The sequence below is a fragment of the Helicobacter brantae genome (assembly GCF_003364205.1).
Classification (GTDB): domain Bacteria; phylum Campylobacterota; class Campylobacteria; order Campylobacterales; family Helicobacteraceae; genus Helicobacter_G; species Helicobacter_G brantae.
The window spans coordinates 113,478-135,493 of record NZ_NXLV01000004.1; the positions used below are offsets into that span (position 1 = coordinate 113,478).

Below are 22,016 nucleotides of genomic sequence, written 5' to 3' on the forward strand. Positions count from 1 at the left end.
AATGGAAGAGTTAAAAGTTAGTCGTTGCTTTGATATAGCACACGAATTACAAAAAGCGTCAATCATTTTTAAAACAAATATTAAAAATCTAACTTTTAATGTCGTAGAGGTTTATACTTTTTTAAGCACTGAAGAAGATGGGATAAAGACTGAGCTAAGCGAAAGTCGTGCTAAGGAATTTTTCTCTTCTGGAGAGTATGAGGATAATCGATATTTTGTAACTCAAGCTTATGATTTGATTATTAAGAAAAAAGAAAAGAAGAGTGAAGATAAATTTTCTTTAAAACTTGAAAGATCAGAAAGTGAGCTTTATTTGGTGTGTTTGGAAGAAAACTATGAATGGCTTTTGGGGAATTTGGGGGAGGTGCAGAGAGGAATTAACGCACAAAAAGCACTTTTGGGTGTGATTTTTCATAGCTTTTCAATCAGTTTTAGCACAGAAGAGTTGAGAAATAAGCTATCTTTGGCTCAAAGAGGGATAGGGCATACAAGAAAAGTGCTTTTGGAAAAAAGTCAATATTTTTCTCCATTGAGCGATTCATATTTTTATTTCACACTCAAAGAAGATTGGGAAGCAATCAGAAAGGTGTGCCATGAGAATTCTTCATTTGCTGTCAAAGAGGGAATGGAAGTGGGGAGGTTTTATAAAGCAAATGCAGGAAGTGATGGCAGAAATCTCAAAGGAGAGTTTATCAAAAACGAAAAAAGAGAGCCGATTGAGAGTGAGTTTAGTGTCTTAGGAGATGATTTTGAGCTAATAGAAGAGGAAGAATACACACTTTATAAAGGGAAGCGTGAGGGGTTTGTAGGACAGAATAGCAGTGGATTGATTTTGGTAAAAGAGATGAATTTTGAAGAAATTACTCAAAGAAATATTGGCAATCTTTTGGGGGGGCTGGAGTGTGGAATGGAAATCAATGTCAAAGCAAGTGTGCCTGAAAAAGATGCAGTAGGGACAGGAATCATCATTGAAGCACAAAGGGTAAAAATCATAGGAAGTGTCGATCAAGGAGCAGTGATTAGAAGTGAGTTTTGCTCGATTTCAGGCTCTGTGCATCAAGGGGCTGAGATTTTTGCAAAAGAGGCAGAAATAGGGCTTCACAAAGGAAAACTTCATTGTGAGCAAGCCAAGATTAAGCTCTGTGAGGGGGGTATGGTGGATTGTGGATTGGGAGAGTTTGAAGAGCTTACAGGAGCAGAGGTTTATGGCAAAGAGATTAGCGTGAAGGTGATGAGGGGGAATAATAAAGTATCAATCTCAACAAGCCTAGATATTGCAGAGATGAGTGGAGGGGCAAATAGTCTATGTATTGATAGCTCAGCATTTTCAGAATATCGAGAAGAGATTAAGAAGATTCAAAAAAGACACGGCAAGTATTTAGAAGCGATTGATAAGCTCAATCGTGCTTATCGCCAAGATTTTGCTCAAGCCAAAAAAATGAAACCCGCAGTAGATAAATTCCGCCTTCTTCTTGCTCAACAACAACAGCAAGGTATCCAACCTCAGCCCTATCTTCTTAGCACTATTGGAGAGTATATGACTTTATGCAATCGTCTTAAGGCTCTTAAATCAAAGATAGAAAACTATGATAGAGATGCCAAAGAAGTGCTTAAAGAGATTGAGCCAATTGCAAAAATCAGTCTAGGGGGCAGAATCAATTGTAATTCTGCTTGGGTGCAACAAAATCAAGTGGAGTTTATCAATATTTTAAACATTGGCAAAGAGAGGTTAATCATCGAAGATGGAGAAAAAGTCAATATTAAAATCGATCCAAACTCTATGAGGCTTGTTAAAGAGAGGAATCTGAAGTAAATGATTGCAGGGATTAGAGGGATTGTAGAAGAGATTGGGATAGGCAAAGTTTTGCTTGAGGCTAGGGGAGTGATTTATGATATTACACTCTCTTTGCATACAAGTTCAGAGATTAAAAAGGGAGAGGAGATAAGGCTGTGGATTACAGAGATTATCCGTGAAGATGCGTATTTGCTTTTTGGATTTTTGCATAAAGAAGAGCAAAGAATCTTTGAGCGACTAATCAAAATCAATGGCGTTGGCCCAAAGGTGGCAATGGCAATCCTCTCTACTTATACTCCCCAAAACTTTGCTCAAATTGTGGAGCAAAAAAATATCACTGCTTTGCAAAAAGTTTCAGGCGTTGGGGCTAAGGGAGCAAGCAAGATTATGGTAGATTTGGCAGGATTTTTTGATTTTTCACTTGAAGTGAGTGGAGATCAAAAAGCAAAAGAAGAAGCAATCTTGGCACTTGAGGGGCTGGGCTTTAAGAAGAGTGAGATTGAGAAGGTGATGAAAAAAGTGAGTGCTAAAGATACAGCAGGAATGATAAAAGAAGCACTGAAATATTTTCAAATGATTTGATTATTTAGTAGAAAAAAACTATAATAGCAATATTAGGAGTTTTTGAGCTTGTCTCACTCTTAAGCAAAATCATCACTAAGGAGAAGAAATGTCACAAGATATTTCAATCACAGAACAAGCAATCCTAGACAAGGTAAAAGAAAAAGCTGGAAAGCTTAAGTGCCCAGTTTGCGGTGGAAGCGAGATTGGTATCGCTCCTGGTTTTAGTAATGTAACATTGCAAAACAGAATTGATGGAAGTTTGGTGTCTAATGGACCTATGGTTCCTGCAATTTACACAGTATGCAACAAGTGTGGTGCTATGACTCCTCACGCTGTTGGTGTATTGGGATTGCTTAATCAATCTAAGTAATCTCAAATAGAGGGGTTTCCCCCTCTGATTTCCCCTATATATCTACTTTATTGTTATTTCTTTAAATGCTTCTTTTTCTACTTCATCTAATTTGAGTGCTTGCCATTTTGTTTTGGAGAAGTCTATTTGTTTGAGATTGACTTTTCGAATCGTGCTGTTATACATCGTGCGATAATAAAACTCTAAATCACTTTGATTGCTTACTGCAGTCCATTGTGTGGCACTTGGGAGAGTAGGGGGGACTTCAGAGCTTTTGGCATATTCTGTGCCAATAGGTAGATCAAAGAGATTGAGGAGATGGAAAGCTTGAGTGACTCCCTCATAGGCATTATTGGGTTTTGGAGCAGTATGGAGAAAAAAACTTGCCCTTACAAATCTTGAGGGAGGTGTGAAATCCCCTGGTAAGCCCAACATTCCACTTCCTGCACCCACTGCAAAGATATCTTGCTCTCCTAGTTTGAAAGCTTGGGCTGAGCCTGAATGGAGATTGACATAGTTATTGAGATTGGTGAGTTGCCAAGAAAAATCAGGAGAGTTTGTCAGCACACCAATGGGGTTATCATAGATTTTTACCTCCCCTTTCATAATCTCAATCACAATCCTTCCACCCTTATTGTCATTGACTCTCCAATGTGCAGTAGGAGGGGCTTTGCCATCTTTTTCTAGCATAAATGGAACGACTTTGATATTTTTGAAAGCTTCTTTGACTTCCTCTACGCTAGAGAAGTTTGAGAGGATATATTTTGTAAGTTCCATATCTGAAATGCTTTTATCTAAATCTTTGCCACTAAATGGAGCAAGTGAGCCATAATGAGAGAAATAAAACAATCCTGCATTTAATCCTGCTTCATTAATCCCCTCTCCAATAAACCCATCCATTGCCACACTTATGCCTACAAATCCATATTTTGCCCTCCACTTGATTCCATTTTTGCCTTGAGGGGTGAGGGATTGGAATTCTTGATTTCTAGGAGAGATGATGAGTTTGCTTCCCAAAGGAAACTCTCCCCACTCAATCGTGCGTGCTTGAATATGTTTGCTATCTTTGGTGGTGATAGAAATCCCTGTACAAGCTAAGAGCTGAAGATGAAGAAGTGCAAAAGCACTCAATAGACTAATAAACTTTTTCATATTTTCTCCTATTGTAAAATGGTAAAAAGAAAAGCAGAAGTTGTAATGCGACAATACTTTTGAGTGTAAGCTCACTCCATTGATGAATGTCTTTAAACTCTTGAGTTTGTGTGGCATTTTCTCCTAGACTTTGAGCATGAAGGATAAAGTCTGAGAAATAAAATACAAACACACAAGAGAGAAGAGCAATGAGAAGAGAGAGCGTGAAGCGAAAAAAGTGTTTGGGGAGAGAGAAAAACTCAAAAACCACACTCACAAAGCTCACTCCTAGCAAAATATAACCCATTTTCTCAAAAAGTCTTCCCATCAATAATCCACTTTGAAAAAGGCTTAAGGTTTCTATTCCAACCTTTTGAGGATAGAAGATTATAGGAGCAACCAAAACTCCCAAAGTCAGCTCCACTCCAATCAAACTTGCTAGTAAAAACTGATAAAGTAGTCGCATTTTTCCTCCTTGATATTCTCAAATAGATTCTACAATAGGGGAGTAATTTTTGTAAAATAAAATAACTTTATTTTTAAGGAAATATTATGGAAGTTTTAAAGCAGATTGAAATCATCAGGTTTGAAGATGGAGAGAGAGTGCAAAAGGGTGATGTAGTGATTTTGGAATCAAGGGTAAATTTCTTTCTCAATGGAGAGAAGATTATCTCCACAATGTGTATCCCACAAAATCAAGAAGCCCATATGGTGGGGTTTTTGCTAAGTGAGGGGGTGATTGATGGGATAGAAGATGTCAAAAGCATACAAGTAGATGAGAGCGGATTGGCTGTAAGAATGGAGGCTAGGATTAATGAAGGAAATCTCAAAAATCTCTACAAAGAAAAAACTCTAGTTTCAGGCTGTGGTGGAGGAGTTACAGGAAATGTAGAAAATGCTGTGGAGGTGGATTTCAACACTTCAGACTTAAAAGTGAAGGGAGAGTGGGTGCTTTCTCATGTAAAAAGATTTTATCAAGAAAGCGAGCTATATTTGCAGACAGGGTGTGTGCATAAAGCAATGTTGCTTTTCTCTGATGATAGCTCTCTAGTCAGTGAGGATATTGGAAGACATAATGCGATTGATAAAGTGTGTGGAATGGCAAGAATGCAAGGAAAAGATCCAAATGAGGGGATTTTGATTGTGAGTGGAAGATTAAGTTCTGAGATGGTAACAAAAGCTGTAATGCACCATATCCCTATCGTCATCTCAAGAACTGCTCCTACATTTTTGGGAGTGCAAACAGCACAAAAGCACGGAATCACACTCTGTGGGTTTGCAAGAGGAAAAAATATGAACCTCTACACCCACACTTCAAGGATTCTCTAACCCCATTTCCTCGCCTAGCTCTTCATACTCCCTTTGAGGGGGTTTGACTTCATAGAAACCTTTGGTGTCAATTTGATAAATTTTGACTTGGTATTGCATTTGATTATCCAAGATATTTTCTTTGAAATACGCCAAACTTTCAGGATGCACTAGGCGATAAAAAATCTCCATTCCCAAAGCTGTGGAGTAATTCACCCAATCATATTTAAGATCACTATTAAGAAGTGAGGCATACTCTATCAATTTTTGATCTGCCTCTCCAATGGAGTTAGCGATATAGAGATTTTCTCTATCTCTTTGTTGGGTGAGGATACCCAAAGAGGGATTGTAGTTGATTTGAGTAGAGAGAAAACTAGAAGCTTTTTTCTTGAAGTATCCGATTTGAGAGAGCAAAAGTCCAGTTTTCACTACAGGGGTATTGAGGAAGACATCGGCTTGATAAATTAGCTCTTCTTGAGTTTTTCTGCTTTTTGAGAATGTTGCAGCAATCTCATTGGTGATGGTTTGCTCTTGGATTTGAGGGATTTTCTCTTGCAAAAGGAGTGAAAGTCGCTCTCCCACAGGGCTATCATCATTGTAAGCGATTGTGTGTGTGCCACTTTGGAATTTCAAAAGCTCATTGATTTGATCCTCATAGCTAATCCCTCCAAAGAATAGCAGAGGAGAGAGAGAGGGATCAAAATCGATTTGAGTTTTATTCACCGTGGGGATATAAAGAGGGATTTTTAAAGAAAGTTTGGTGCTTTCATAAGCTCCTTTGGTTGTAAAAATCGCGATGATGAAATGAAAGTCTTGTGAGTAGATTTGCTGATAGAAGCTCTTAATTGAGCTTTCTTCCTCATCTCCACAATCAAAAACTTCAAGCTCAAAATCTCCTCCTCTTGCAGAAAGATAAGCAAGAATAGTATCAATAGTTGCCACAGAGTAGCGTCCGATAATCTTTTTGGGCATCATTAAGGCGATTTTGAGAGAAGAAGATTTTGTGGGGATATTGCCAAATTGAGCAATTATTTCTTCTTGAGGTTTGGAGAGTCTTGGATCTTGGAGGTTGAGAGGATTTGCAGACAAAGAGATAAGGGTGAGTAGAATGATAAAAAGAGCTTTCACATTAGAGCCTTTGCTGAGTTGAGGTGTTGCATTGTTTGTTTTTTGAGTCCTTCAAGTCTTAGAAGAGCTTTGAGGGAATGGGTGAAGATGAGGGTTTTTCCTCTGAAATTCAGTGTGCTTCCAAACTGAAGCCTTTGATTGGGGAAAAGGACACTTCCCACTTCTTCTACACCAAAGATGACAAAAACTTTGGCTTGAGAATGAGAGATTTGAGCCAAGAGTATTTCTCTGTATTTAAAAAACTCACTAGCTGGAGGGATATTCTCTTGGGTTTTAAAAAGTGAGAAAATCCCACATTGCTCTTGAGTGAGAGAAAAAACCTTGCTCATAATGTCTTGGAGCATTTGTGAGCTTTTTTGTATCAAAAACGCATTGTGTGTATCAAGGGTGGGCGTTTGGGTGATTAGCCCTAGCTTTGCTCCTTTGGGATCCCACCCTAGCACTTGAGAGTTTTGAGCTTGTGCTTGTTCTTTTTGGGGAAGAATGTTTTCAGAAAAAAACTCTTCTCCAAACATTTGAAGATGATAGAGATAATTGAGCGTGATGATTTGATTTCTCAAAACTCTAGCACCTTCCAAGGCAATCCTTGAGTGTTAAGCTCTTCCATAAAAGGATCAGGATCTAGCTCTTCCATATTAAACACTCCTTCTCCTCCCCACTTGCCCTCAACAATGAGTTTAGCCCCAATCATTGCAGGAACTCCTGTGGTGTAGCTAATAGCTTGAGAATTGACTTCTTTGTAGCACTCTTGGTGATCGCAAACATTGTAGATATAGATAGTTTTCTCTTTGCCATCTTTAAGCCCTGTGATATAGCAACCAATATTTGTTTTTCCAATCGTGCGTCCTGCTAGACTTGCAGGGTCAGGGAGTAGAGTTTTTAGGAATTGGATAGGAATGATTTTGCTTCCATTATGCTCTACTTCATCGATTCTAAGCATTCCTACATTCTCCAAACATCGCATATGGTTGAGGTAGTTTTGGGAGAAAGTCATAAAGAATCGGATTCTTTTCAATCCCTTGATATTTTTGACTAATGATTCTAGCTCTTCGTGATAGAGCAGATAAGAATCTTTCTCTCCAATCTCAGGATAATCCCACACTTGCATAATCTCCATAGGCTCTGTTTCAATCCACTTACCCTCTTGCCAATAGCGTCCCTTAGAGCTAACCTCTCTTAGATTGATTTCAGGGTTGAAGTTTGTCGCAAAAGGATAGCCGTGATCCCCTGCATTGCAATCCAAAATATCAATGCTATGAATCTCATCAAAATAATGTTTTTGAGCATAAGCACAAAACACATTGGTAACCCCTGGATCAAATCCACTTCCAAGTAATGCAAAAATCCCTGCTTCTTTATAGGCTTTATCAAATGCCCATTGCTCTTTGTATTCAAACTTTGCAGTATCAGGATGTTCATAGTTTGCTGTATCAAGATAGTGGGTTTTTGTCCTCAAACACGCCTCCATAATACTCAAATCTTGATAAGGCAAAGCTACATTGATGACAACTTTTGGCTTAATCTCATTGATAAGAGCTACAAGCTCATCTACGCTATCAGCATCAACGCTTTTGCATTGGATTTGCACTCCTGTTTTTTCTAAAACACTTTTGGCAATCTCTTGGCATTTGCTTAGAGTCCTTGAAGCCAAAGTAATTTCTCCAAAAGTCTTAGCATTCATTGCTAGTTTGTGGGCGACTACTCCTCCTACTCCCCCTGCACCAATCTGTAAAACACTCATTTTACTCTCCATAATCAATAAAATCAAAAAGCTAATTATACCCTTGTTGATCGTTTTTGGAGCTTAACCTTTCAAAGGTAAATTTTTGGTAAATTTTAGTTGAGATTCGGCGATAAAATAGTGTAATATTTTAGTTTCAAAATGCATTAAAAGATTGTTATAGGCAACTTATGTTGCTAGATTCTAGCTTCATCTTTTCTTTGTCTTTTTGGGTGAGTTTGGCTAGGATTTTTGTGTTTGACAAGATGTGCAATGTTTTTTAGCATTTTTGAGAGATTTTTTGAATTACAGACAGAAAGGAGAAAGTTTTGTTTAAGAAGAGTTTGATGATCGGATCATCTTTGATGCTTTTGGTAATGACTGGTTGTTCTACAATCAGCTTGAGTGAGGTAAGTAAGCAGTATTATGAAGGGAATGCAAATAAGGCATATGAGCTTGCAAAAAAGGGAGCAAATCTTCCTAAAAAGGGTGAAAAAGAGAAAGATGCAAGTGGTGATGACCTATTGTGGCAGATCCAAGGTGGAATTATTGGCTTTGATTTGAAAAAGAATGAAGCTGGAGAAATGCTTGAGGTAGCAGAAAAGAATATCAACAAAAATGAATTAGAGGGAGTTCTTTCAGGATTCTTTCAAAATGTTGGAGCTCTTTTAGTTAATGACACAATTATGCCATACAAGGGATTTTTGTATGAAGGAGCAATGGTTAATTACTACAAGGCATTGTTCTATCTATCTCAAAATAAATTGGCTGATGCAAGAGTAGAGTTCAATCGTGCAAGTGATCGTCAAAGACGAATAAAAGAGTATTATGAAAAAGAAATTGCAAAAGCAAAAGAGGCTTCAGATAAGGTTGCAAATGACAAGGAAAATAAAGGAGATAAAAAGTCTCAAGAAGAACAACAAAATAAATTCTTGGCAAGCTATAAGAATCTCTCTGAATTTGCAAATCTTAATGGATACATCAATCCAATGATTGATTATGTGGCAGGATTGTTCTTTATGCTTGAGGGAGATAATGGTAAATCCATTGATTTTCTCAAAGAATCTTATGGGGTAAGCAATTCTGAAGTGATCAAGCAAGACTTGGAGACAATTCAAAAAGGTGGATATCAAGAGAAGCAAACATGGGTAATCATTGAAGATGGAAAAAGTCCATTTAAGATTCAAAAGAAATTCTCAATGCCCGTTATTCTCCCAGGAAGTGTAGTAAGCGTTGATTTGGCTTTGCCTGATTTGAAAAAAGGTGTCGCTTTTGCAAAATCTTATGAGGTTTTAAATGTTGGAAAGGCACAAGCTTATGGGGCATATCAGATCTCAACTCTTAATCCTTTGGTATTTAATGAGTTTAGCAAACAGCTTCCTTTTATTATCACAAGAGGAGTTCTTTCTACAAGTATTAAGACTTTAACTCAGTATTTTGCACAGCAAGCAGCCAAAAAAGCAGGAGGAATTGCAAGTTTAGCAGTAGGAATTGGTGGAGCGATTTATAGCAAAGCAACAGCTCAAGCTGACACAAGGATTTCAACAGTTATGCCAAATAGCTTCTATGTTGTGAGAATCAAAAATACAGAGGGCAAGTTTGATGTAAAAGCAGGTGATAAAGTAATCACTACAATCAATATGACAACAAAATGTGATGGGGGAAATCAGCAAGTTTGTGTAGATAAAAACAATATTGTTTATATCAGAAATGCACAGAAAAATATTTTCAAGCAAGTATTGCTTTCAAAATAAGGAGTAATATATGAGAATGATTAGAAATATTGCGACAACACTTCTTGTCGCTTTTAGTTTTTATGGTTGTGCTGGAGGTGCAAGATATATCGACACTGCAAGCACAGAGTATGTCAGCTCAAGTCTTGATCTAAACGATATTAAAAAAGCTGCAACAGATAGCTTGAATTCACTTTATAAGAGTGGATATTTCAATAGAATCAATATTGATAATCCTGTGGTTTTGGCAGTATCAGATTTTACAAATGATACAACCATCAAGCTAGATATGGAGCAAATCACAGCAAGGATTGTAGAAGAGCTTCAAAATAGCGGGAAGTTTCTTATCACTCGTGCAATCAGTGGAAGTGGTGGCTCTACAGATCGTATGATTGATAGAAGTCGTCAAGCAAGAAACGATGAGGAATACAATCAAGATACGGTAGTAGAAAAAGGCGAAAAACTTGCAGTTTCTGCATCTCTAACTGGTAAGGTTGGTCAGAGAATTACAAGAGTGGGGAGTGATCAAAGAGTGGATTATTTCTTTAAAATTGAAATCATCAATACAAAAAATGGAATCTCTGTATGGTCAAAAACAATCGATATCTCCAAAATGAGTTCTGGCAATAGTTCGGTTTGGTAAATAGATGAAGAAAATAGCAGTCTTAAGCGTGTTTCTTGCTCTTTTGGGGGCAGAAGCACCACAATGGTTTTTGAATCCTAGTGTTGATTCAGGCAAAATCTATGGTTTGGGCAAAGACTCAAGTATTGCATCGGCAAAGAAAAAAGCAATCAATGATCTTGTTAATTCTTTGCAAGTAAGTGTAAAATCAACTTTTGATCAAACCAAGATTAAGCAAGACAAAAAAATAAATTCATTGACTTCTCAAACAATCAATCTTCAATCTCAAATTGATGATTTGACTAACATTGAGCCTACAAAAGCCCAATGTGATGGAGAAAATCAGTGTTATGTTCAGGTAGAGATAAGCAAAGCAGATCTTATCAATCAGCTTAAGAGAAGAATTGAGCAAAAAAAGCAAGAGCTTCTATCAAATACTTCTCCATTTGAATACCAATACAGAAAGGGGTTGTTCTCAAAGATCCAAAGAGATTATGTTCTTTATTTGTCTTTGGGTGGAAGTCCAATGCCAATCCCAGAAGTTGAAGAGAAACCCACATTTGATTTAGTATTTGAATATGATGGGGATTTTTCTAAAAGCTTTAAGAGTGTTTTGGAGAAAACAATCCAAGACTATCTTACAAAATTTGGGAAGCTTTCTTCAAGTTCGCAGTGGAAGATTGTTGTAGAAGTGTTGCAAGAAGATAAGAGTGTAACATTGGATATTTCTACAAAATATGGAGGTGAAGTTCTCCATAATGCTTCAGTCTCTGACACTCAAAATCCTAGTGTTTCAAAATCTTTTTTTGCAAAGCGATTAGGAGTGCAGGCTTATAAAAAAATGCAAAAATGGGGGAGAGCTGATTGATGATTTTTAAAAATATCACAATGGGATACATAATTGCAATCTTTGTTGTGATATTTTCTCTCCCTTTGATTGTTTTAAAATATTTCAACAAAATGTCTTGTAAGAATACTTTGCAAGAGCAGAAAAAACCTTCAATTACCCCCCCCCCCTTAGAAGCACACATTTTTTAGAAAAAACAAAAATATTTTAAAAAATGTGAGGTATATAATGAAAAAACAATGGATGTTGACTGTTTTTGTTGGCATATTATTATGCTTGTCAGGTTGCTCTTCTAAAAGAATGGCATTACAAACCAAGCTTAGTATGAGTGAATTTGAAGAAATTGCTCAAAAAAGTGCTAAAAACTTCTTGAGTGGCTATGCTAAAAAATCAAAGGTGGAAGAACAAACAATTGTGATTTCTGATTTTAGTAATGATACAAATTTGAAGTTTAATATGACTTCATTTGCAGAATCTTTTTTGGAAAATGTTAGAAATTCAGATCCTAGATTTAAACTTTCAGCAACAATGGGAAAAAGCAAGGAAACCTTGCTTAATGATGCAAGAAAGGTGCGTGATGATGAAGAATTTAGTGCTGAAACTACAAAAGAAAAAGACTCACTTCTTGCACCCGATCTATTGCTAAGTGGAACAATCACACAAGATTGTGCCTTGATTGATGGAGATGAAATGACAGAATATCTCATTTCTATTAAGCTTACAGACACAAATACAGGAGCTGTAGTTTGGTCAGATCGTCGTATTGTTACAAAAGAGGGAAAATGTCTGATCAAAAAGAAAGTAAGTTCAAATGATGAAGAACAAGACACTATGCTTGGATATGAAAATAACTTCTTTATTCTCACGCTTGAGGGGGGATTTGGACAAGGGCATTTGGCAGGTGAGAAAACAAATTATGCTTTTAGGACAAGATTTGGTTATATGTATCGATGGGATGATGGAAATTATGGATTTGGAGCTTATGGGATTTATGAGCTTAGATCTCAAGGTGTAAAAATCACAGATAACAATATTGTAGAAAAGCTCAACTATGGACAAGATGCAGGATTGGGTTTGTTATTTCAAGCTAGCTATTTTTATGCAAGTGCAGGAGTTCTCTATGATCTTGATGCGATTGATTCAAACTTCTTTAGCAGTGGATATAAAGCAGCAAATCCTTTCTTTGAAGCAGGTTTAATGATAATGACAAAAAATATAGGATTACTAAGTGGAATTAGATATGTTGTTGCTACTCAAGATCCAAACTACCTTAATAGAGGTATAAGTGGCTCTATTGGTTTGATGTTTGCAATATGAGAAGGAAGGGGGGTTGAATGGAGGATTAGATAAAGAATGAAAATCCTATCACGCCCCCAAATCGATTTTTTACCCCATCAGATTGTGAGTGAGTGTATCTAGCTCCGATATTGAGATTGGCAGATGAGCCTAGAGGGAAAGCAAGTCCTGCTTCTCCCAAAAAGTTGAAATATGTATCCTCAAGATCAATAATCAATCCTCCACCTAGATAAAAATATCCCATTTTGATTTGCACTCCCCCTCCTACACCATGCACAAACTTGTTTTCTTTCTCTTCTTGATTATCTTCATTGTCTTCATCATCAGAACTATTGCTAGGTTTCCCTCTACTTTTTGAATTTTTAGATGATGAAGTTGTTGTGGTTTTTTGAGGATAAAAATCATTCCAAAAGCGATACATTCCAAATACACTAATAGCATAGCTATGATTCCACCGATAGGTATATCCCACTCTTAAATCCCCTGAATAAAGCACATTGCTCTCCCCATCAGCTCCCACTTCTCCATCAAAACCAAAAAGAAAATAAGAGTTTTTGGGAAGTGGAGGAAGCTCTTTGCGTTTGACTTGAGAGAGCTCTTGGGTTTTTTTCTCTACCTTTTCCTCTGCTTTTTTTTGCACTTGAGTTTGAGCAGGAGTATTTGTGGTAACTTTTGTGCTTGAGGTGGTGAGATTTTTACTCAAAATCACATCTCTATCCCAAATCACAAGCCCTGTTTTAATGTCTGTGAGAGTGAGTAAAAAGAGATAGGTCTCCTCATCTCCATTGGTGCTTTTGCTTATTTTCCCACTTAGAGAAATATCAGGTGCGACAAGCTCACCTTTTTCAGTCGTGGTTTCAGGATTGAACTCTTCATTATTTCTTAGCCCTCTTGCATCATACACCATTGAATCCCCACCAACGCTATTAACAAGATTGTATCTTCCACTTTTTCTAATCTCTCTTAGCAAGGCTCTTGTAAAGATTTCATCATCAATATTTGTATCATTCTTGAAACTAGAGACAATAAGGGTAGCTTTGTCCCTTTCTGTGTATTCTTTAAGAAAGTCATCAGCACTTTCTTTGGCGATATTTTGAATCTCTTGATAGCTCAGATCTTGAGCCAAGATTGATGAGATAAGAAGTAGCACTATTGTTGTAATTTTTCGCATTTTTAATCCTTTGCTTCTGTTTTATTTTTGCATTTAATACACTCATAGATTTCTTTTCCTCTATAAGTGCGTTTTGTAACCATATAGCCACACTCAGGACATTTGGGTGAGGCAATAGGCTCGTATTTGGAGATAAAGTTGCATTTGGGATAGTTATTGCAACCAAAGAATGCCCCTCTTTTGCTTCTTCTCTCCACAATCTCTCCCCCACATTCAGGGCATTTGACTTCCAAAGTTTTGGGAGGAGTGCTAGAGAGTGATTTTGTGTTTTTGCATTTGGGATATCCACTACAAGCCAAAAACTCTCCATTTTTCCCTGCTTTTTTAATCATTGGCTTTCCGCATTTCTCACACACCTCACCACTTACCACTTCTTCTTGTTTGCTTGTATTTTTTTGAATGTATTTGCATTTGGGATACCCACTACAAGCTACAAATTCCCCATATCTTCCCATTCTCTTCACTAATGGACTATTGCACTCTGGGCAATTCTCTCCTGTGGGAGTGGCAACTTTTTGGGAGGCGATATTTTTCTTGCCTTGAGTGATTTTCTGCTCAAAAGGTTCATAAAATCTCCAAAGCACCTCTTGCCAATTTTCCTTTTTCTCAGCAATATCATCAAGCTCTTCTTCAAGTTTGGCAGTAAAATGGCTATCTACAATCTCATTGAAGTGTTGCTCTAGCATTTCTGTAACCCTAAAAGCACTCTCTTGGGCAAAAATTTGCTTTTTTTCAATCTTGATATAATCTCTGCTTGAAAGCAAAGCAATTGTTGGGGCATAGGTGCTTGGACGACCGATTCCTAGACTTTCCATCATCTTAATCAAACCTGCTTCATTAAACCTTGCAGGAGGCTCTGTAAAATGCTCTTTGCTAGAGATTTCTTCAGCTTTGATGACTTTTCCTTCAGAGAGTGGAGGGAGGAGCTTATCTTTGTCTTCATTCCCTATGATTTTGTAGAATCCATCAAAAAGCAATCGACTTCCATTTGCCTTGAAAACTCCGCTTTTTGAGATGAAAGACACGCTTTGGCTTTCAAACTCAGCATCTGTGCTTTGAGAGGCTAAAAAGCGTTTGTAGATGAGAGCGTAAAGCTTGTATTCATCATTGCTTAAAAACTCCTTTGCAATCTCTAGGGTAAAAGCAAGATTGGTAGGGCGGATAGCCTCATGAGCTTCTTGAGCCCCTTTGCTTTTGCTCACATAGCTTTTGGGTTTGGAGGGGACATAGTCTTTGCCATAGGTTTTGCTAAGCATCTCTCTTGCACTCTCTTGGGCTTCTTTGGCGATATTAAGACTATCTGTTCTCATATAGGTGATTGCTCCCATTACACCATTGTTTGTTTTAACTCCCTCATAGAGTTTTTGAGCTACACTCATTGTCTTGGTGGGAGAAAATCCTAGAAGACTTGAGGCACTTTGCTGAAGAGTGGAAGTCATAAATGGAGGAGGTGTTGGAGTTTTTTTGCTTTTTTTGCTGATTGCTCCTACTTCAAACTCTTCTTTTTGGAGTTGCTCTACCATTGAGAGAACCATTTTTTCATCTTGCAAACTCAATTTTTCAAGTTTTTGGTTTTGGAATTCTATAAGTTCAGCTTGGATAGAGGGAGAGAAAATCCCTTGAATATTGAAATATCGCACAGGTTTGAAGGCTTGGATTTCTTTTTCCCTCTCCACTACAAGTTTGAGTGTGCTACTTTGCACTCTTCCTGCACTCAATCCTCTTTGAATCTTTGTAGCAATCAAACCACTAAGCTTAAAGCCCACGATTCTATCAAGCAATCGTCTTGCTTGTTGGGCATCGACTTTATCCATATCAATATGGCGAGGATGCTCTAGTGCGTGTGTGATTGCACTTTTTGTAATTTCGTGAAAGACAATGCGTGGGAGCTTTGAGGCATCTTCTCCAAGTGCTTGGGTGATATGATAACCAATCGCCTCTCCCTCACGATCCTCATCGGTTGCGATATAGATTTGAGTAGCATTTTTTGCCAAAGACTTGATTTGATTGACAATCTCTTTATGATCGGGTGCGATTTTGTATTCAGGGATAAAGTGCTTGTTTTCAATCTTTATCCCAAAAGTATTTTTGGGCAAATCACGAATATGCCCTTTACTTGCTACAACCTCATAGCTTGAATCCAAAAAATTCTTTATGGTTTTGGCTTTTGCTGGTGATTCTACAATGATTAGATTTTTCATATTTTGCTCTTTTTAATGTTGGAATTTGGGAAAACCCAAAAAATTTTAAACATTATAATAAGGGTTTGGATAATTTGAAAAAAGATTAGAAAATTTCCTTGCAAATCAAGGCTCTGAAAGTTTCATTTTGGAGAGTTTTTGATAAAATTTTGCAATTTTTCTTAAAGGCAGGAAATGGAGCTATTGCAAAATGCTATTGCTTATGAGAGAAGTGGAGATAAGCAAGAGGCAATAAGGATTTATCATAAACTCATTGCACTCAACCAAAATGCTGTAGAGGCAAGGGTGGGGATTATGCGTTTGAGGGGAGAGTGGAGGAGATTTTCTGGGGTAGAAGAAGAGCATAAAAATTTCTTTATAGATGCACAAGGGCAAAGACAAATTTTGGAAATAGAAAGGTGGTTGTTGCGATGATGAAGATCAATGAACTCAAAGATGTGATTGTAGAAACACTATCTCAAATTGATGGGCAAGGCAGAAAAGAAGATGAGCAAGAGAGGGAATTTCAAGATAGAGAAATGCTCTCTGCTTCATTGATTGATGAAAGAGAGTTTTTGAGTATGCAAAGAGATAAAATGCTTGTTTTGTTTGAAGGATTGCTTTCTCCAGAAACCAAAGAAATAGAGCAAAAGCTAGAACTTGTTTTGCGATATTTGCAATATCAGTTGAGTGAAATTGATAAAAGATTAAAAGAAATTTGATTTAGTAAATAAAATATTTACTCATATTATCATAGAATTCTCTCGTCTTAAGTTTCTTAAGACAAATAAGACGTATTCGTTTTCTCTCCTAAAAAATCCTTTGTGTTACTACGACGAGGCGGAAACGCCTCGGAGTTCCCCCATTTACTTTTCTTTTAAAATTTTTTAGTTATGATATTGCATTAAATCTTTACATAAAGGCTAGAGAAATGTTAGAAATATTGATGATTGAAGATGATCTTGAGCTTGCTGAGCTTTTGAGTGAGTATCTTAAGGGTCATGATATGAATGTTACAAACTATGATGAGCCATACACTGGAATGAGTGCAGTGAATGCTAGAAAGTTTGATCTTTTGCTCTTGGATTTGACTTTGCCCAATCTTGATGGACTAGAGGTATGTCAAAGAATTGTAAAACAAAAAAATATCCCTATTATTATCTCTTCGGCTAGAAATGATGTCAATGACAAAATCAAAGCTTTAGAGTTTGGTGCAGATGATTATATCCCCAAACCCTATGATCCTCAAGAGCTTGTCGCAAGGATACATTCTGTGCTTAGACGATACAGTGCCAAAGCACAAGAAGAACAACAAAAAAAGGAGCATAAAGATATTTTTGAAGTGCGTCCTGAGGGAAGAGAGATTCTTTTTAAAGGCAAGAGATTGGAGCTTACAAAAGCAGAATATGAGATTTTATCCTTGCTTTTAAGCAAAGTGGGGCAAGTTTTCTCAAGAGAATCAATTGCGATTGAAACAAAATCAATCAATCCTGAAAGCTCAAATAAAAGTATTGATGTTATCATTGGAAGATTGAGAGCTAAGATTGAGCAAAACCCCAAAACTCCTGAATATATCATTTCTGTTCGTGGAGTAGGCTATAAGATTGAAATCAATCGCTAATGCTTCGTCGTTTTTTAATCGATAGCTCAATTTTTTTCAAAATCACAGGGCTTTTTCTCTTTGCCCTGTTAAGTTTTTTGGGCTTTTCTTTTTATTTTATCAAAGATCAAGTAGAGCAGGACAATCAGAGAGAAGAGTTGCGTTATCGCTATTTTATTAGCACCATTAGCCCTATTGTGCGAGAGAGTAAAGATATCAATGTGATTTATCAATACCTCAAAGAATTTGGCTTTGTGCAATCTAGTGATCCAAGAATCAAAGAGCAACTTATCAATACCAATAAGCTCCCCCCATTTGTTCAAGGTGTGTTTGCTAAGACGCTAAAAACTGATAGTGGGATTTATATCTTGCTTGAAACCCCCAAAGAATCAATTCTTTTCAAATACTCTCCTGAGAGTTCATTTGTGAATTTTTATATCATTAGTATTGTGGCAATTATCGTGCTTTCTTTGATGTTTGTAATGCTTCTTCAAGCCTTTGCACCTCTAAAAATCTTGCACTCCAATATCAAAAAATTCTCCAATGGGGATTTGGATATTTCTTGCAAACTAGGACACAAAGATGAGATAGGCGAACTTGCTCAAGAGTTTGATAATGCTGTATCTAAGATTAGAGCCTTAAATGAATCACGCTCCCTCTTTTTACGCTCCATAATGCACGAGCTAAACACGCCTATCACCAAAGGAAGGCTCATTTGTGCAATGCTTGAAGATAGCTCTGCTAAAGAGAGATTGATTTCAGTATTTAAGCGATTGGGGAGTTTGATTGAAGAGTTTGCTAAGCTAGAGCAGATGAATTCAAAAACCTATCGAGTGAAAAAAAGAGAATTTTTCCTCAAAGAAGCCATAGATCAAGCCAAGATGATGCTTTTGATTGATGATGATGAGCGTATTGTGGTTGAGAATGAAAATGACTTAATCAAAGCAGACTTTGAGCTTTTTACCCTAGCTCTTAAAAATCTTTTTGATAATGCAATCAAATATGGGGAAGATAAAAAAGTCTATGTCAAAGCTCAAATGCAAAACCTTATCATTAGCAATCGTGGAAAACCCCTCAAAGAAGACTTTAGTGAGTATGTCAAGCCATATTTTAAAGAAAACAACTCTCAAGGCTTTGGATTGGGGCTTTATATCATCAAAAATGTTTTAGAATCTCAAAAATTTGAAATCACATACCAATATGAAGATGAAATGAATCATTTCATCATTCAAGGCTGTGTGGTGGAAAATTCTTGCAAAATCAAAGGATAGAAAATGCGACTTAGACGACTAAGAATGAACCCAAAAATGAGAGATTTAGTAAGGGAGAGTAGGCTAGATATTTCTCAATTTATCTACCCTCTTTTTGTCATCGATAAAAAAGATTGCAAAAACCCCATTGCCTCAATGCCTGATGTGTATCAAATGAGTATTGAATACATTTTGCAAGAGTGCAAGGAGTTGATGGATCTAGGGATTTATCATATTTTGCTCTTTGGTATCCCAGAGCATAAAGATGAGAGGGGAAGCTCGGCTTTGGGAGATAGTATCGTTGCAAGGACAACTAGAGCAATCAAAGAGAAATATCCGCAAATGTTTGTAAGTGCAGATTTGTGCTTTTGTGAATACACAAGTCACGGACATTGTGGGATTTTGCAAGGAGAGAGTGTCAATAATGATGCGACTTTAGAGATACTAGGGATTCAAGCCCTTGATTTGGCAAAAGCAGGGGTAGATATGATTGCTCCAAGTGGAATGATGGATCACACAACAGCCTATCTTAGAAACACACTTGATAAAGCAGGATTTATCCATTTGCCCATAATGAGCTATTCGACAAAGTTTGCAAGTGCATATTATGGTCCTTTTAGAGATGTGGCTCAATCTACCCCTAGTTTTGGGGATAGAAGAACCTATCAAGAAGATGGGGCAAATAGGCGAGAGGCAATCAGAGAGAGTTTGCTTGATGAGCGTGAGGGGGCAGATATTTTGATGGTAAAACCTGCCCTTGCCTACCTTGATATAGTGCGAGATATTCGTGAGGCAAGTTTGCTTCCTTTGGCACTTTATAATGTCAGTGGAGAGTATAGTATGCTCAAACTTGCAGGAAATGCAGGGATAGTGGATTATGAGAAAGTGATGATGGAAACGATGATAAGTTTTAAAAGAGCAGGGGCAGATATTATCATCAGTTATCACGCTAAAGAAGTTGCAAAATTGCTAAAAAGTAACATTGGGTAATCAAATCCCAAAAAAGTTCAAGTTTTTTTGCAAGATTGTAAGCATTTGTAAGTTTAGTGCGTATAATCATAAAAAAATTTTATAAAAAGGAGTTGATATGCAACAACTACAAGGCAGAGAATACGATGTCTTTGAAAGCATTTTGCAAAAAGCAAAAGCAAAAGGCAGAATCAAAGTATCAGTCGCTCAACCTACTGATGAGACAAGTTTGAGTGGCGTGGTTGATTCTTACAAGGCTGGATTGATTGATCCAATTTTAGTGGGAGATGAGAGCAAGATTATTGCTACTTCAAAAGAGTTTGGACTAGATATTTCTCCATTTGAGATTATCAATGTGCTAGAGGACAAAGACGCAGCGACAAAAGCAGCAGAGTTTGCTACAAAAGGCGAAGTCAAAGCGATTATGAAGGGAAATCTTCATACCAATGACATTATGAGTGCAGTAGTCAAAAGAGATGCAAATCTTAGAACCGATAGAAGCATTACTCACGCATTTGTCCTTGATATTCCTGCTTATCACAAAGCACTTTTCATCGCAGATGCAGCAATCAATATCGCCCCTGATATCAATGCAAAAATGAGTATCATCAAAAACACCGTGGATTTGGCTCACAAACTTGGAATCAAAACCCCAAAAGTAGGGCTTTTGAGTGCAGTTGAAATGCCTTATGAGAAAATCCCAAGCTCAATGGAAGCTCACGAGCTTACTCAAAGAGCTAAAAGTGAAGTAGAAAATGCTTTGGTCTATGGTCCTTTGGCATTTGATAATGCAATCTCAGCAATCTCAGCAAAGATTAAAAAGATAGATTCTGAAGTTTGTGGAGATCCTGATATTTTGGTTGCTCCTCAGATTGAGGCAGGAAATATCCTCTTTAAAGCTTTGGTATATCTTGCTTATGCAAAGGTTGCAGGAGTGGTGCTTGGTGCAAAAGTGCCAGTTATTCTCACTTCAAGAGCAGACAATGCAGAGGCAAGAGTGGCAAGTTCAGCTCTAGCAGTTTTGGCAAGTGAATAATAAAGGAGAGACAATGAAAGAAATGATTTTGGTAATTAATGCAGGAAGTTCAAGTCTTAAGTTTAAGATTTTTGATACACACACTCAAGCGATTGCTTCAGGACAGGTTGAGGGAATTGACTTAGCTCCAAGTTTTAAAGCAAAAGATGCAGAGGGCAATACAATTGCTGAGCATAAGTGGAGCGAGAAAGAAGCTCATAATCACGCTTTGGTGCTTGATTATCTTTTCTCTTGGATTATGGAGACTTACAAAGATTACACAATCAAAGCTTGTGGGCATAGGGTCGTGCATGGTGGGACAATCTTTAGTGATTCTGCCCTTATTACTGATAAGGTTGTGGCTGATATTGAGAGCCTTATCCCATTAGCTCCATTGCACCAACCTCATAATTTGCGAGTGATTAAGCTTTTGAGAGAGAAATTCCCCAATATCCCTCAAGTGGCAGTATTTGACACAGCATTCCACCAAACAATGAAAGGCAATGCCACAATGTATGCAATCCCCTATTCACTTTACAAAGAGGGTGTAAGACGCTATGGAATGCACGGAACTTCTTATGCCTATATTGCAAAGGCACTCAAAGATAGATATCCTGAAATTGCAGATAAGAAATTTGTTATCGCTCATATTGGTTCAGGTGCTTCACTTTGTGCGATTGAGAATGGAAAGTCAGTAATGACTACAATGGGATTCACGGCTCTTGATGGTGTAAGTATGGGGACACGACCTGGAAGTATCGATCCAGGGATTTTGCTCTATTTGATGGAAAACAAAGGCTATGGAGTTGATGAGATTAGAGATTTCCTCTATTATAAAAGTGGTGTAGGTGGATTATCAGAGTTTAGCTCAAACTTCTATACTCTTGAGTGCAACCTAGAGAGCAATGAGGGGGCTAAGAGAGCTTATGAGTTTATGAGTTATAGAGTTGCTGAAGAGATTGCAAGATTGATGGTTAGTCTTGGTGGAGCTGATGGAATCATCTTTACAGCAGGTGTGGGAGAAAATTCAGCACACTTTAGAAGCGAAGTTTGTCGCCAACTCTCTTATCTTGGTGTTAAGATTGATGAGAGCAAAAATGGCACAAGAGGGACAGAGCAGATTAATGCAAGTGATAGCAAAATTGCAGTATTTGCAATCCCAACAAACGAAGAGCTTATGATTGTGCTTGATACAATGAGATTAAGCAAATAACACTTTATAAAAGGGGAGGGGGTGAAATCTTCTATTTGATTGACTTATCCATAATTACACTTATCCCAAGATAACAAGAGGTTTTTGAGTTAATCAAAAAACAAAAGTTTATACTCAAAGATGAT

The 22,016-nt window shown here is 37.3% G+C and carries 22 protein-coding genes; 15 read left to right on the forward strand and 7 right to left on the reverse strand.

Features of this window, described 5'->3' with window-relative positions:
- The first annotated feature begins 1 nt into the window (after window position 1).
- From CQA58_RS03525 to CQA58_RS03535, 3 genes are all read left to right on the forward strand, one after another.
- Window positions 2–1,813: a FapA family protein gene (locus CQA58_RS03525; RefSeq protein WP_115569341.1), complete on the forward strand. Its 1,812-nt coding sequence runs from the start codon at window positions 2–4 to the stop codon at window positions 1,811–1,813.
- Window positions 1,814–2,377: a Holliday junction branch migration protein RuvA gene (gene ruvA, locus CQA58_RS03530; protein WP_115569342.1), complete on the forward strand. Its 564-nt coding sequence runs from the start codon at window positions 1,814–1,816 to the stop codon at window positions 2,375–2,377.
- 88 nt (window positions 2,378–2,465) lie between these two features.
- Window positions 2,466–2,729 carry a hypothetical protein gene (locus tag CQA58_RS03535; RefSeq protein WP_115569343.1) on the forward strand — a complete coding sequence of 88 codons (264 nt, stop codon included), beginning with the start codon at window positions 2,466–2,468 and terminating at the stop codon, window positions 2,727–2,729.
- Window positions 2,730–2,771: 42 nt separating this feature from the next.
- Here CQA58_RS03535 and CQA58_RS03540 read toward each other — a convergent pair whose 3' ends face one another.
- Together CQA58_RS03540 and CQA58_RS03545 are read right to left on the reverse strand one after the other, a co-directional pair.
- Window positions 2,772–3,860 (reverse strand): linear amide C-N hydrolase, encoded by a 1,089-nt coding sequence (locus tag CQA58_RS03540; protein ID WP_115569344.1) that lies wholly within the window; start codon window positions 3,858–3,860, stop codon window positions 2,772–2,774.
- On the reverse strand, window positions 3,844–4,305 hold the full coding sequence (locus CQA58_RS03545; protein ID WP_115569345.1) for a DUF4149 domain-containing protein: 462 nt from the start codon (window positions 4,303–4,305) through the stop codon (window positions 3,844–3,846). The genes CQA58_RS03540 and CQA58_RS03545 overlap by 17 nt, the downstream gene beginning before the upstream one ends.
- 86 nt (window positions 4,306–4,391) lie before the next feature.
- Between CQA58_RS03545 and fdhD the strand changes: the two genes are divergently transcribed.
- Window positions 4,392–5,168: a formate dehydrogenase accessory sulfurtransferase FdhD gene (gene fdhD, locus CQA58_RS03550; RefSeq protein WP_115569346.1), complete on the forward strand. Its 777-nt coding sequence runs from the start codon at window positions 4,392–4,394 to the stop codon at window positions 5,166–5,168.
- Here fdhD and CQA58_RS03555 read toward each other — a convergent pair.
- The 3 genes from CQA58_RS03555 to CQA58_RS03565 are packed head-to-tail and all read right to left on the reverse strand — an operon-like array spanning window position 5,154 to window position 8,016.
- Entirely contained in the window at window positions 5,154–6,275 is a 1,122-nt protein-coding gene (locus CQA58_RS03555; RefSeq protein ID WP_115569347.1) for a hypothetical protein, read from the reverse strand. The genes fdhD and CQA58_RS03555 overlap by 15 nt on opposite strands.
- The gene (locus CQA58_RS03560; RefSeq protein ID WP_170126731.1) at window positions 6,272–6,835 is read right to left on the reverse strand and encodes a uracil-DNA glycosylase family protein; all 564 of its coding nucleotides are present in this window, start codon (window positions 6,833–6,835) and stop codon (window positions 6,272–6,274) included. The genes CQA58_RS03555 and CQA58_RS03560 overlap by 4 nt, the downstream gene beginning before the upstream one ends.
- On the reverse strand, window positions 6,832–8,016 hold the full coding sequence (locus CQA58_RS03565) for a saccharopine dehydrogenase family protein (protein ID WP_115569349.1): 1,185 nt from the start codon (window positions 8,014–8,016) through the stop codon (window positions 6,832–6,834). The genes CQA58_RS03560 and CQA58_RS03565 overlap by 4 nt, the downstream gene beginning before the upstream one ends.
- A gap of 308 nt (window positions 8,017–8,324) precedes the next feature.
- On the opposite strand from CQA58_RS03565, the gene CQA58_RS03570 reads away from it, so the two are divergent.
- From CQA58_RS03570 to CQA58_RS03585, 4 genes are all read left to right on the forward strand, one after another.
- Complete coding sequence (locus CQA58_RS03570) at window positions 8,325–9,749, forward strand: COG3014 family protein (RefSeq protein WP_115569350.1); 1,425 nt, start codon at window positions 8,325–8,327, stop codon at window positions 9,747–9,749.
- A 10-nt stretch (window positions 9,750–9,759) separates the two neighbouring features.
- A complete protein-coding gene (lpoB, locus tag CQA58_RS03575) occupies window positions 9,760–10,371 on the forward strand; it encodes a penicillin-binding protein activator LpoB (protein ID WP_115569351.1) in 612 nt (203 codons plus the stop codon).
- Between the two features lie 4 nt (window positions 10,372–10,375).
- Window positions 10,376–11,218 (forward strand): LPP20 family lipoprotein, encoded by an 843-nt coding sequence (locus tag CQA58_RS03580; RefSeq protein WP_115569352.1) that lies wholly within the window; start codon window positions 10,376–10,378, stop codon window positions 11,216–11,218.
- Between the two features lie 279 nt (window positions 11,219–11,497).
- On the forward strand, window positions 11,498–12,514 hold the full coding sequence (locus tag CQA58_RS03585; protein WP_170126732.1) for a hypothetical protein: 1,017 nt from the start codon (window positions 11,498–11,500) through the stop codon (window positions 12,512–12,514).
- 25 nt (window positions 12,515–12,539) lie between these two features.
- Here CQA58_RS03585 and CQA58_RS03590 read toward each other — a convergent pair whose 3' ends face one another.
- Both CQA58_RS03590 and topA read right to left on the reverse strand, forming a co-directional pair.
- On the reverse strand, window positions 12,540–13,664 hold the full coding sequence (locus CQA58_RS03590; RefSeq protein ID WP_115569354.1) for a hypothetical protein: 1,125 nt from the start codon (window positions 13,662–13,664) through the stop codon (window positions 12,540–12,542).
- A gap of 2 nt (window positions 13,665–13,666) precedes the next feature.
- The gene (topA, locus tag CQA58_RS03595; RefSeq protein ID WP_115569355.1) at window positions 13,667–15,865 is read right to left on the reverse strand and encodes a type I DNA topoisomerase; all 2,199 of its coding nucleotides are present in this window, start codon (window positions 15,863–15,865) and stop codon (window positions 13,667–13,669) included.
- Between the two features lie 174 nt (window positions 15,866–16,039).
- Here topA and CQA58_RS03600 point away from each other — a divergent pair, with 174 nt between their 5' ends.
- The 7 genes from CQA58_RS03600 to CQA58_RS03630 all read left to right on the forward strand — a co-directional run bounded on the left by CQA58_RS03600 (window position 16,040) and on the right by CQA58_RS03630 (window position 21,891).
- A complete protein-coding gene (locus CQA58_RS03600; RefSeq protein ID WP_115569356.1) occupies window positions 16,040–16,279 on the forward strand; it encodes a hypothetical protein in 240 nt (79 codons plus the stop codon).
- Window positions 16,276–16,566 carry a CiaD-like domain-containing protein gene (locus tag CQA58_RS03605; protein ID WP_115569357.1) on the forward strand — a complete coding sequence of 97 codons (291 nt, stop codon included), beginning with the start codon at window positions 16,276–16,278 and terminating at the stop codon, window positions 16,564–16,566. Before CQA58_RS03600 ends, CQA58_RS03605 begins: the two co-directional genes overlap by 4 nt.
- A 209-nt stretch (window positions 16,567–16,775) precedes the next feature.
- Window positions 16,776–17,465 (forward strand): acid response regulator transcription factor ArsR, encoded by a 690-nt coding sequence (gene arsR, locus CQA58_RS03610; protein WP_115569358.1) that lies wholly within the window; start codon window positions 16,776–16,778, stop codon window positions 17,463–17,465.
- The gene (locus CQA58_RS03615) at window positions 17,465–18,715 is read left to right on the forward strand and encodes an ArsS family sensor histidine kinase (protein WP_115569359.1); all 1,251 of its coding nucleotides are present in this window, start codon (window positions 17,465–17,467) and stop codon (window positions 18,713–18,715) included. Before arsR ends, CQA58_RS03615 begins: the two co-directional genes overlap by 1 nt.
- A gap of 3 nt (window positions 18,716–18,718) precedes the next feature.
- A complete protein-coding gene (hemB, locus tag CQA58_RS03620; RefSeq protein WP_115569360.1) occupies window positions 18,719–19,684 on the forward strand; it encodes a porphobilinogen synthase in 966 nt (321 codons plus the stop codon).
- 97 nt (window positions 19,685–19,781) lie between these two features.
- The gene (locus CQA58_RS03625) at window positions 19,782–20,699 is read left to right on the forward strand and encodes a bifunctional enoyl-CoA hydratase/phosphate acetyltransferase (RefSeq protein WP_115569361.1); all 918 of its coding nucleotides are present in this window, start codon (window positions 19,782–19,784) and stop codon (window positions 20,697–20,699) included.
- Between the two features lie 13 nt (window positions 20,700–20,712).
- Window positions 20,713–21,891 (forward strand): acetate/propionate family kinase, encoded by a 1,179-nt coding sequence (locus tag CQA58_RS03630; RefSeq protein ID WP_115569362.1) that lies wholly within the window; start codon window positions 20,713–20,715, stop codon window positions 21,889–21,891.
- Window positions 21,892–22,016 lie beyond the last annotated feature (125 nt).

Excerpts from the sequence above, each read along its gene's own strand:
- CQA58_RS03525 (WP_115569341.1), top strand. The coding sequence starts at position 2 with ATGGAAGAGTTAAAAGTTAGTCGTTGCTTTGATATAGCACACGAATTA.
- ruvA (WP_115569342.1), top strand. The coding sequence starts at position 1,814 with ATGATTGCAGGGATTAGAGGGATTGTAGAAGAGATTGGGATAGGCAAA.
- CQA58_RS03535 (WP_115569343.1), top strand. The coding sequence starts at position 2,466 with ATGTCACAAGATATTTCAATCACAGAACAAGCAATCCTAGACAAGGTA.
- CQA58_RS03540 (WP_115569344.1), bottom strand. The coding sequence starts at position 3,860 with ATGAAAAAGTTTATTAGTCTATTGAGTGCTTTTGCACTTCTTCATCTT.
- CQA58_RS03545 (WP_115569345.1), bottom strand. The coding sequence starts at position 4,305 with ATGCGACTACTTTATCAGTTTTTACTAGCAAGTTTGATTGGAGTGGAG.
- fdhD (WP_115569346.1), top strand. The coding sequence starts at position 4,392 with ATGGAAGTTTTAAAGCAGATTGAAATCATCAGGTTTGAAGATGGAGAG.
- CQA58_RS03565 (WP_115569349.1), bottom strand. The coding sequence starts at position 8,016 with ATGAGTGTTTTACAGATTGGTGCAGGGGGAGTAGGAGGAGTAGTCGCC.
- lpoB (WP_115569351.1), top strand. The coding sequence starts at position 9,760 with ATGAGAATGATTAGAAATATTGCGACAACACTTCTTGTCGCTTTTAGT.
- CQA58_RS03580 (WP_115569352.1), top strand. The coding sequence starts at position 10,376 with ATGAAGAAAATAGCAGTCTTAAGCGTGTTTCTTGCTCTTTTGGGGGCA.
- CQA58_RS03585 (WP_170126732.1), top strand. The coding sequence starts at position 11,498 with ATGGCATTACAAACCAAGCTTAGTATGAGTGAATTTGAAGAAATTGCT.
- CQA58_RS03590 (WP_115569354.1), bottom strand. The coding sequence starts at position 13,664 with ATGCGAAAAATTACAACAATAGTGCTACTTCTTATCTCATCAATCTTG.
- topA (WP_115569355.1), bottom strand. The coding sequence starts at position 15,865 with ATGAAAAATCTAATCATTGTAGAATCACCAGCAAAAGCCAAAACCATA.
- CQA58_RS03600 (WP_115569356.1), top strand. The coding sequence starts at position 16,040 with ATGGAGCTATTGCAAAATGCTATTGCTTATGAGAGAAGTGGAGATAAG.
- CQA58_RS03605 (WP_115569357.1), top strand. The coding sequence starts at position 16,276 with ATGATGAAGATCAATGAACTCAAAGATGTGATTGTAGAAACACTATCT.
- arsR (WP_115569358.1), top strand. The coding sequence starts at position 16,776 with ATGTTAGAAATATTGATGATTGAAGATGATCTTGAGCTTGCTGAGCTT.
- CQA58_RS03615 (WP_115569359.1), top strand. The coding sequence starts at position 17,465 with ATGCTTCGTCGTTTTTTAATCGATAGCTCAATTTTTTTCAAAATCACA.
- hemB (WP_115569360.1), top strand. The coding sequence starts at position 18,719 with ATGCGACTTAGACGACTAAGAATGAACCCAAAAATGAGAGATTTAGTA.
- CQA58_RS03625 (WP_115569361.1), top strand. The coding sequence starts at position 19,782 with ATGCAACAACTACAAGGCAGAGAATACGATGTCTTTGAAAGCATTTTG.
- CQA58_RS03630 (WP_115569362.1), top strand. The coding sequence starts at position 20,713 with ATGAAAGAAATGATTTTGGTAATTAATGCAGGAAGTTCAAGTCTTAAG.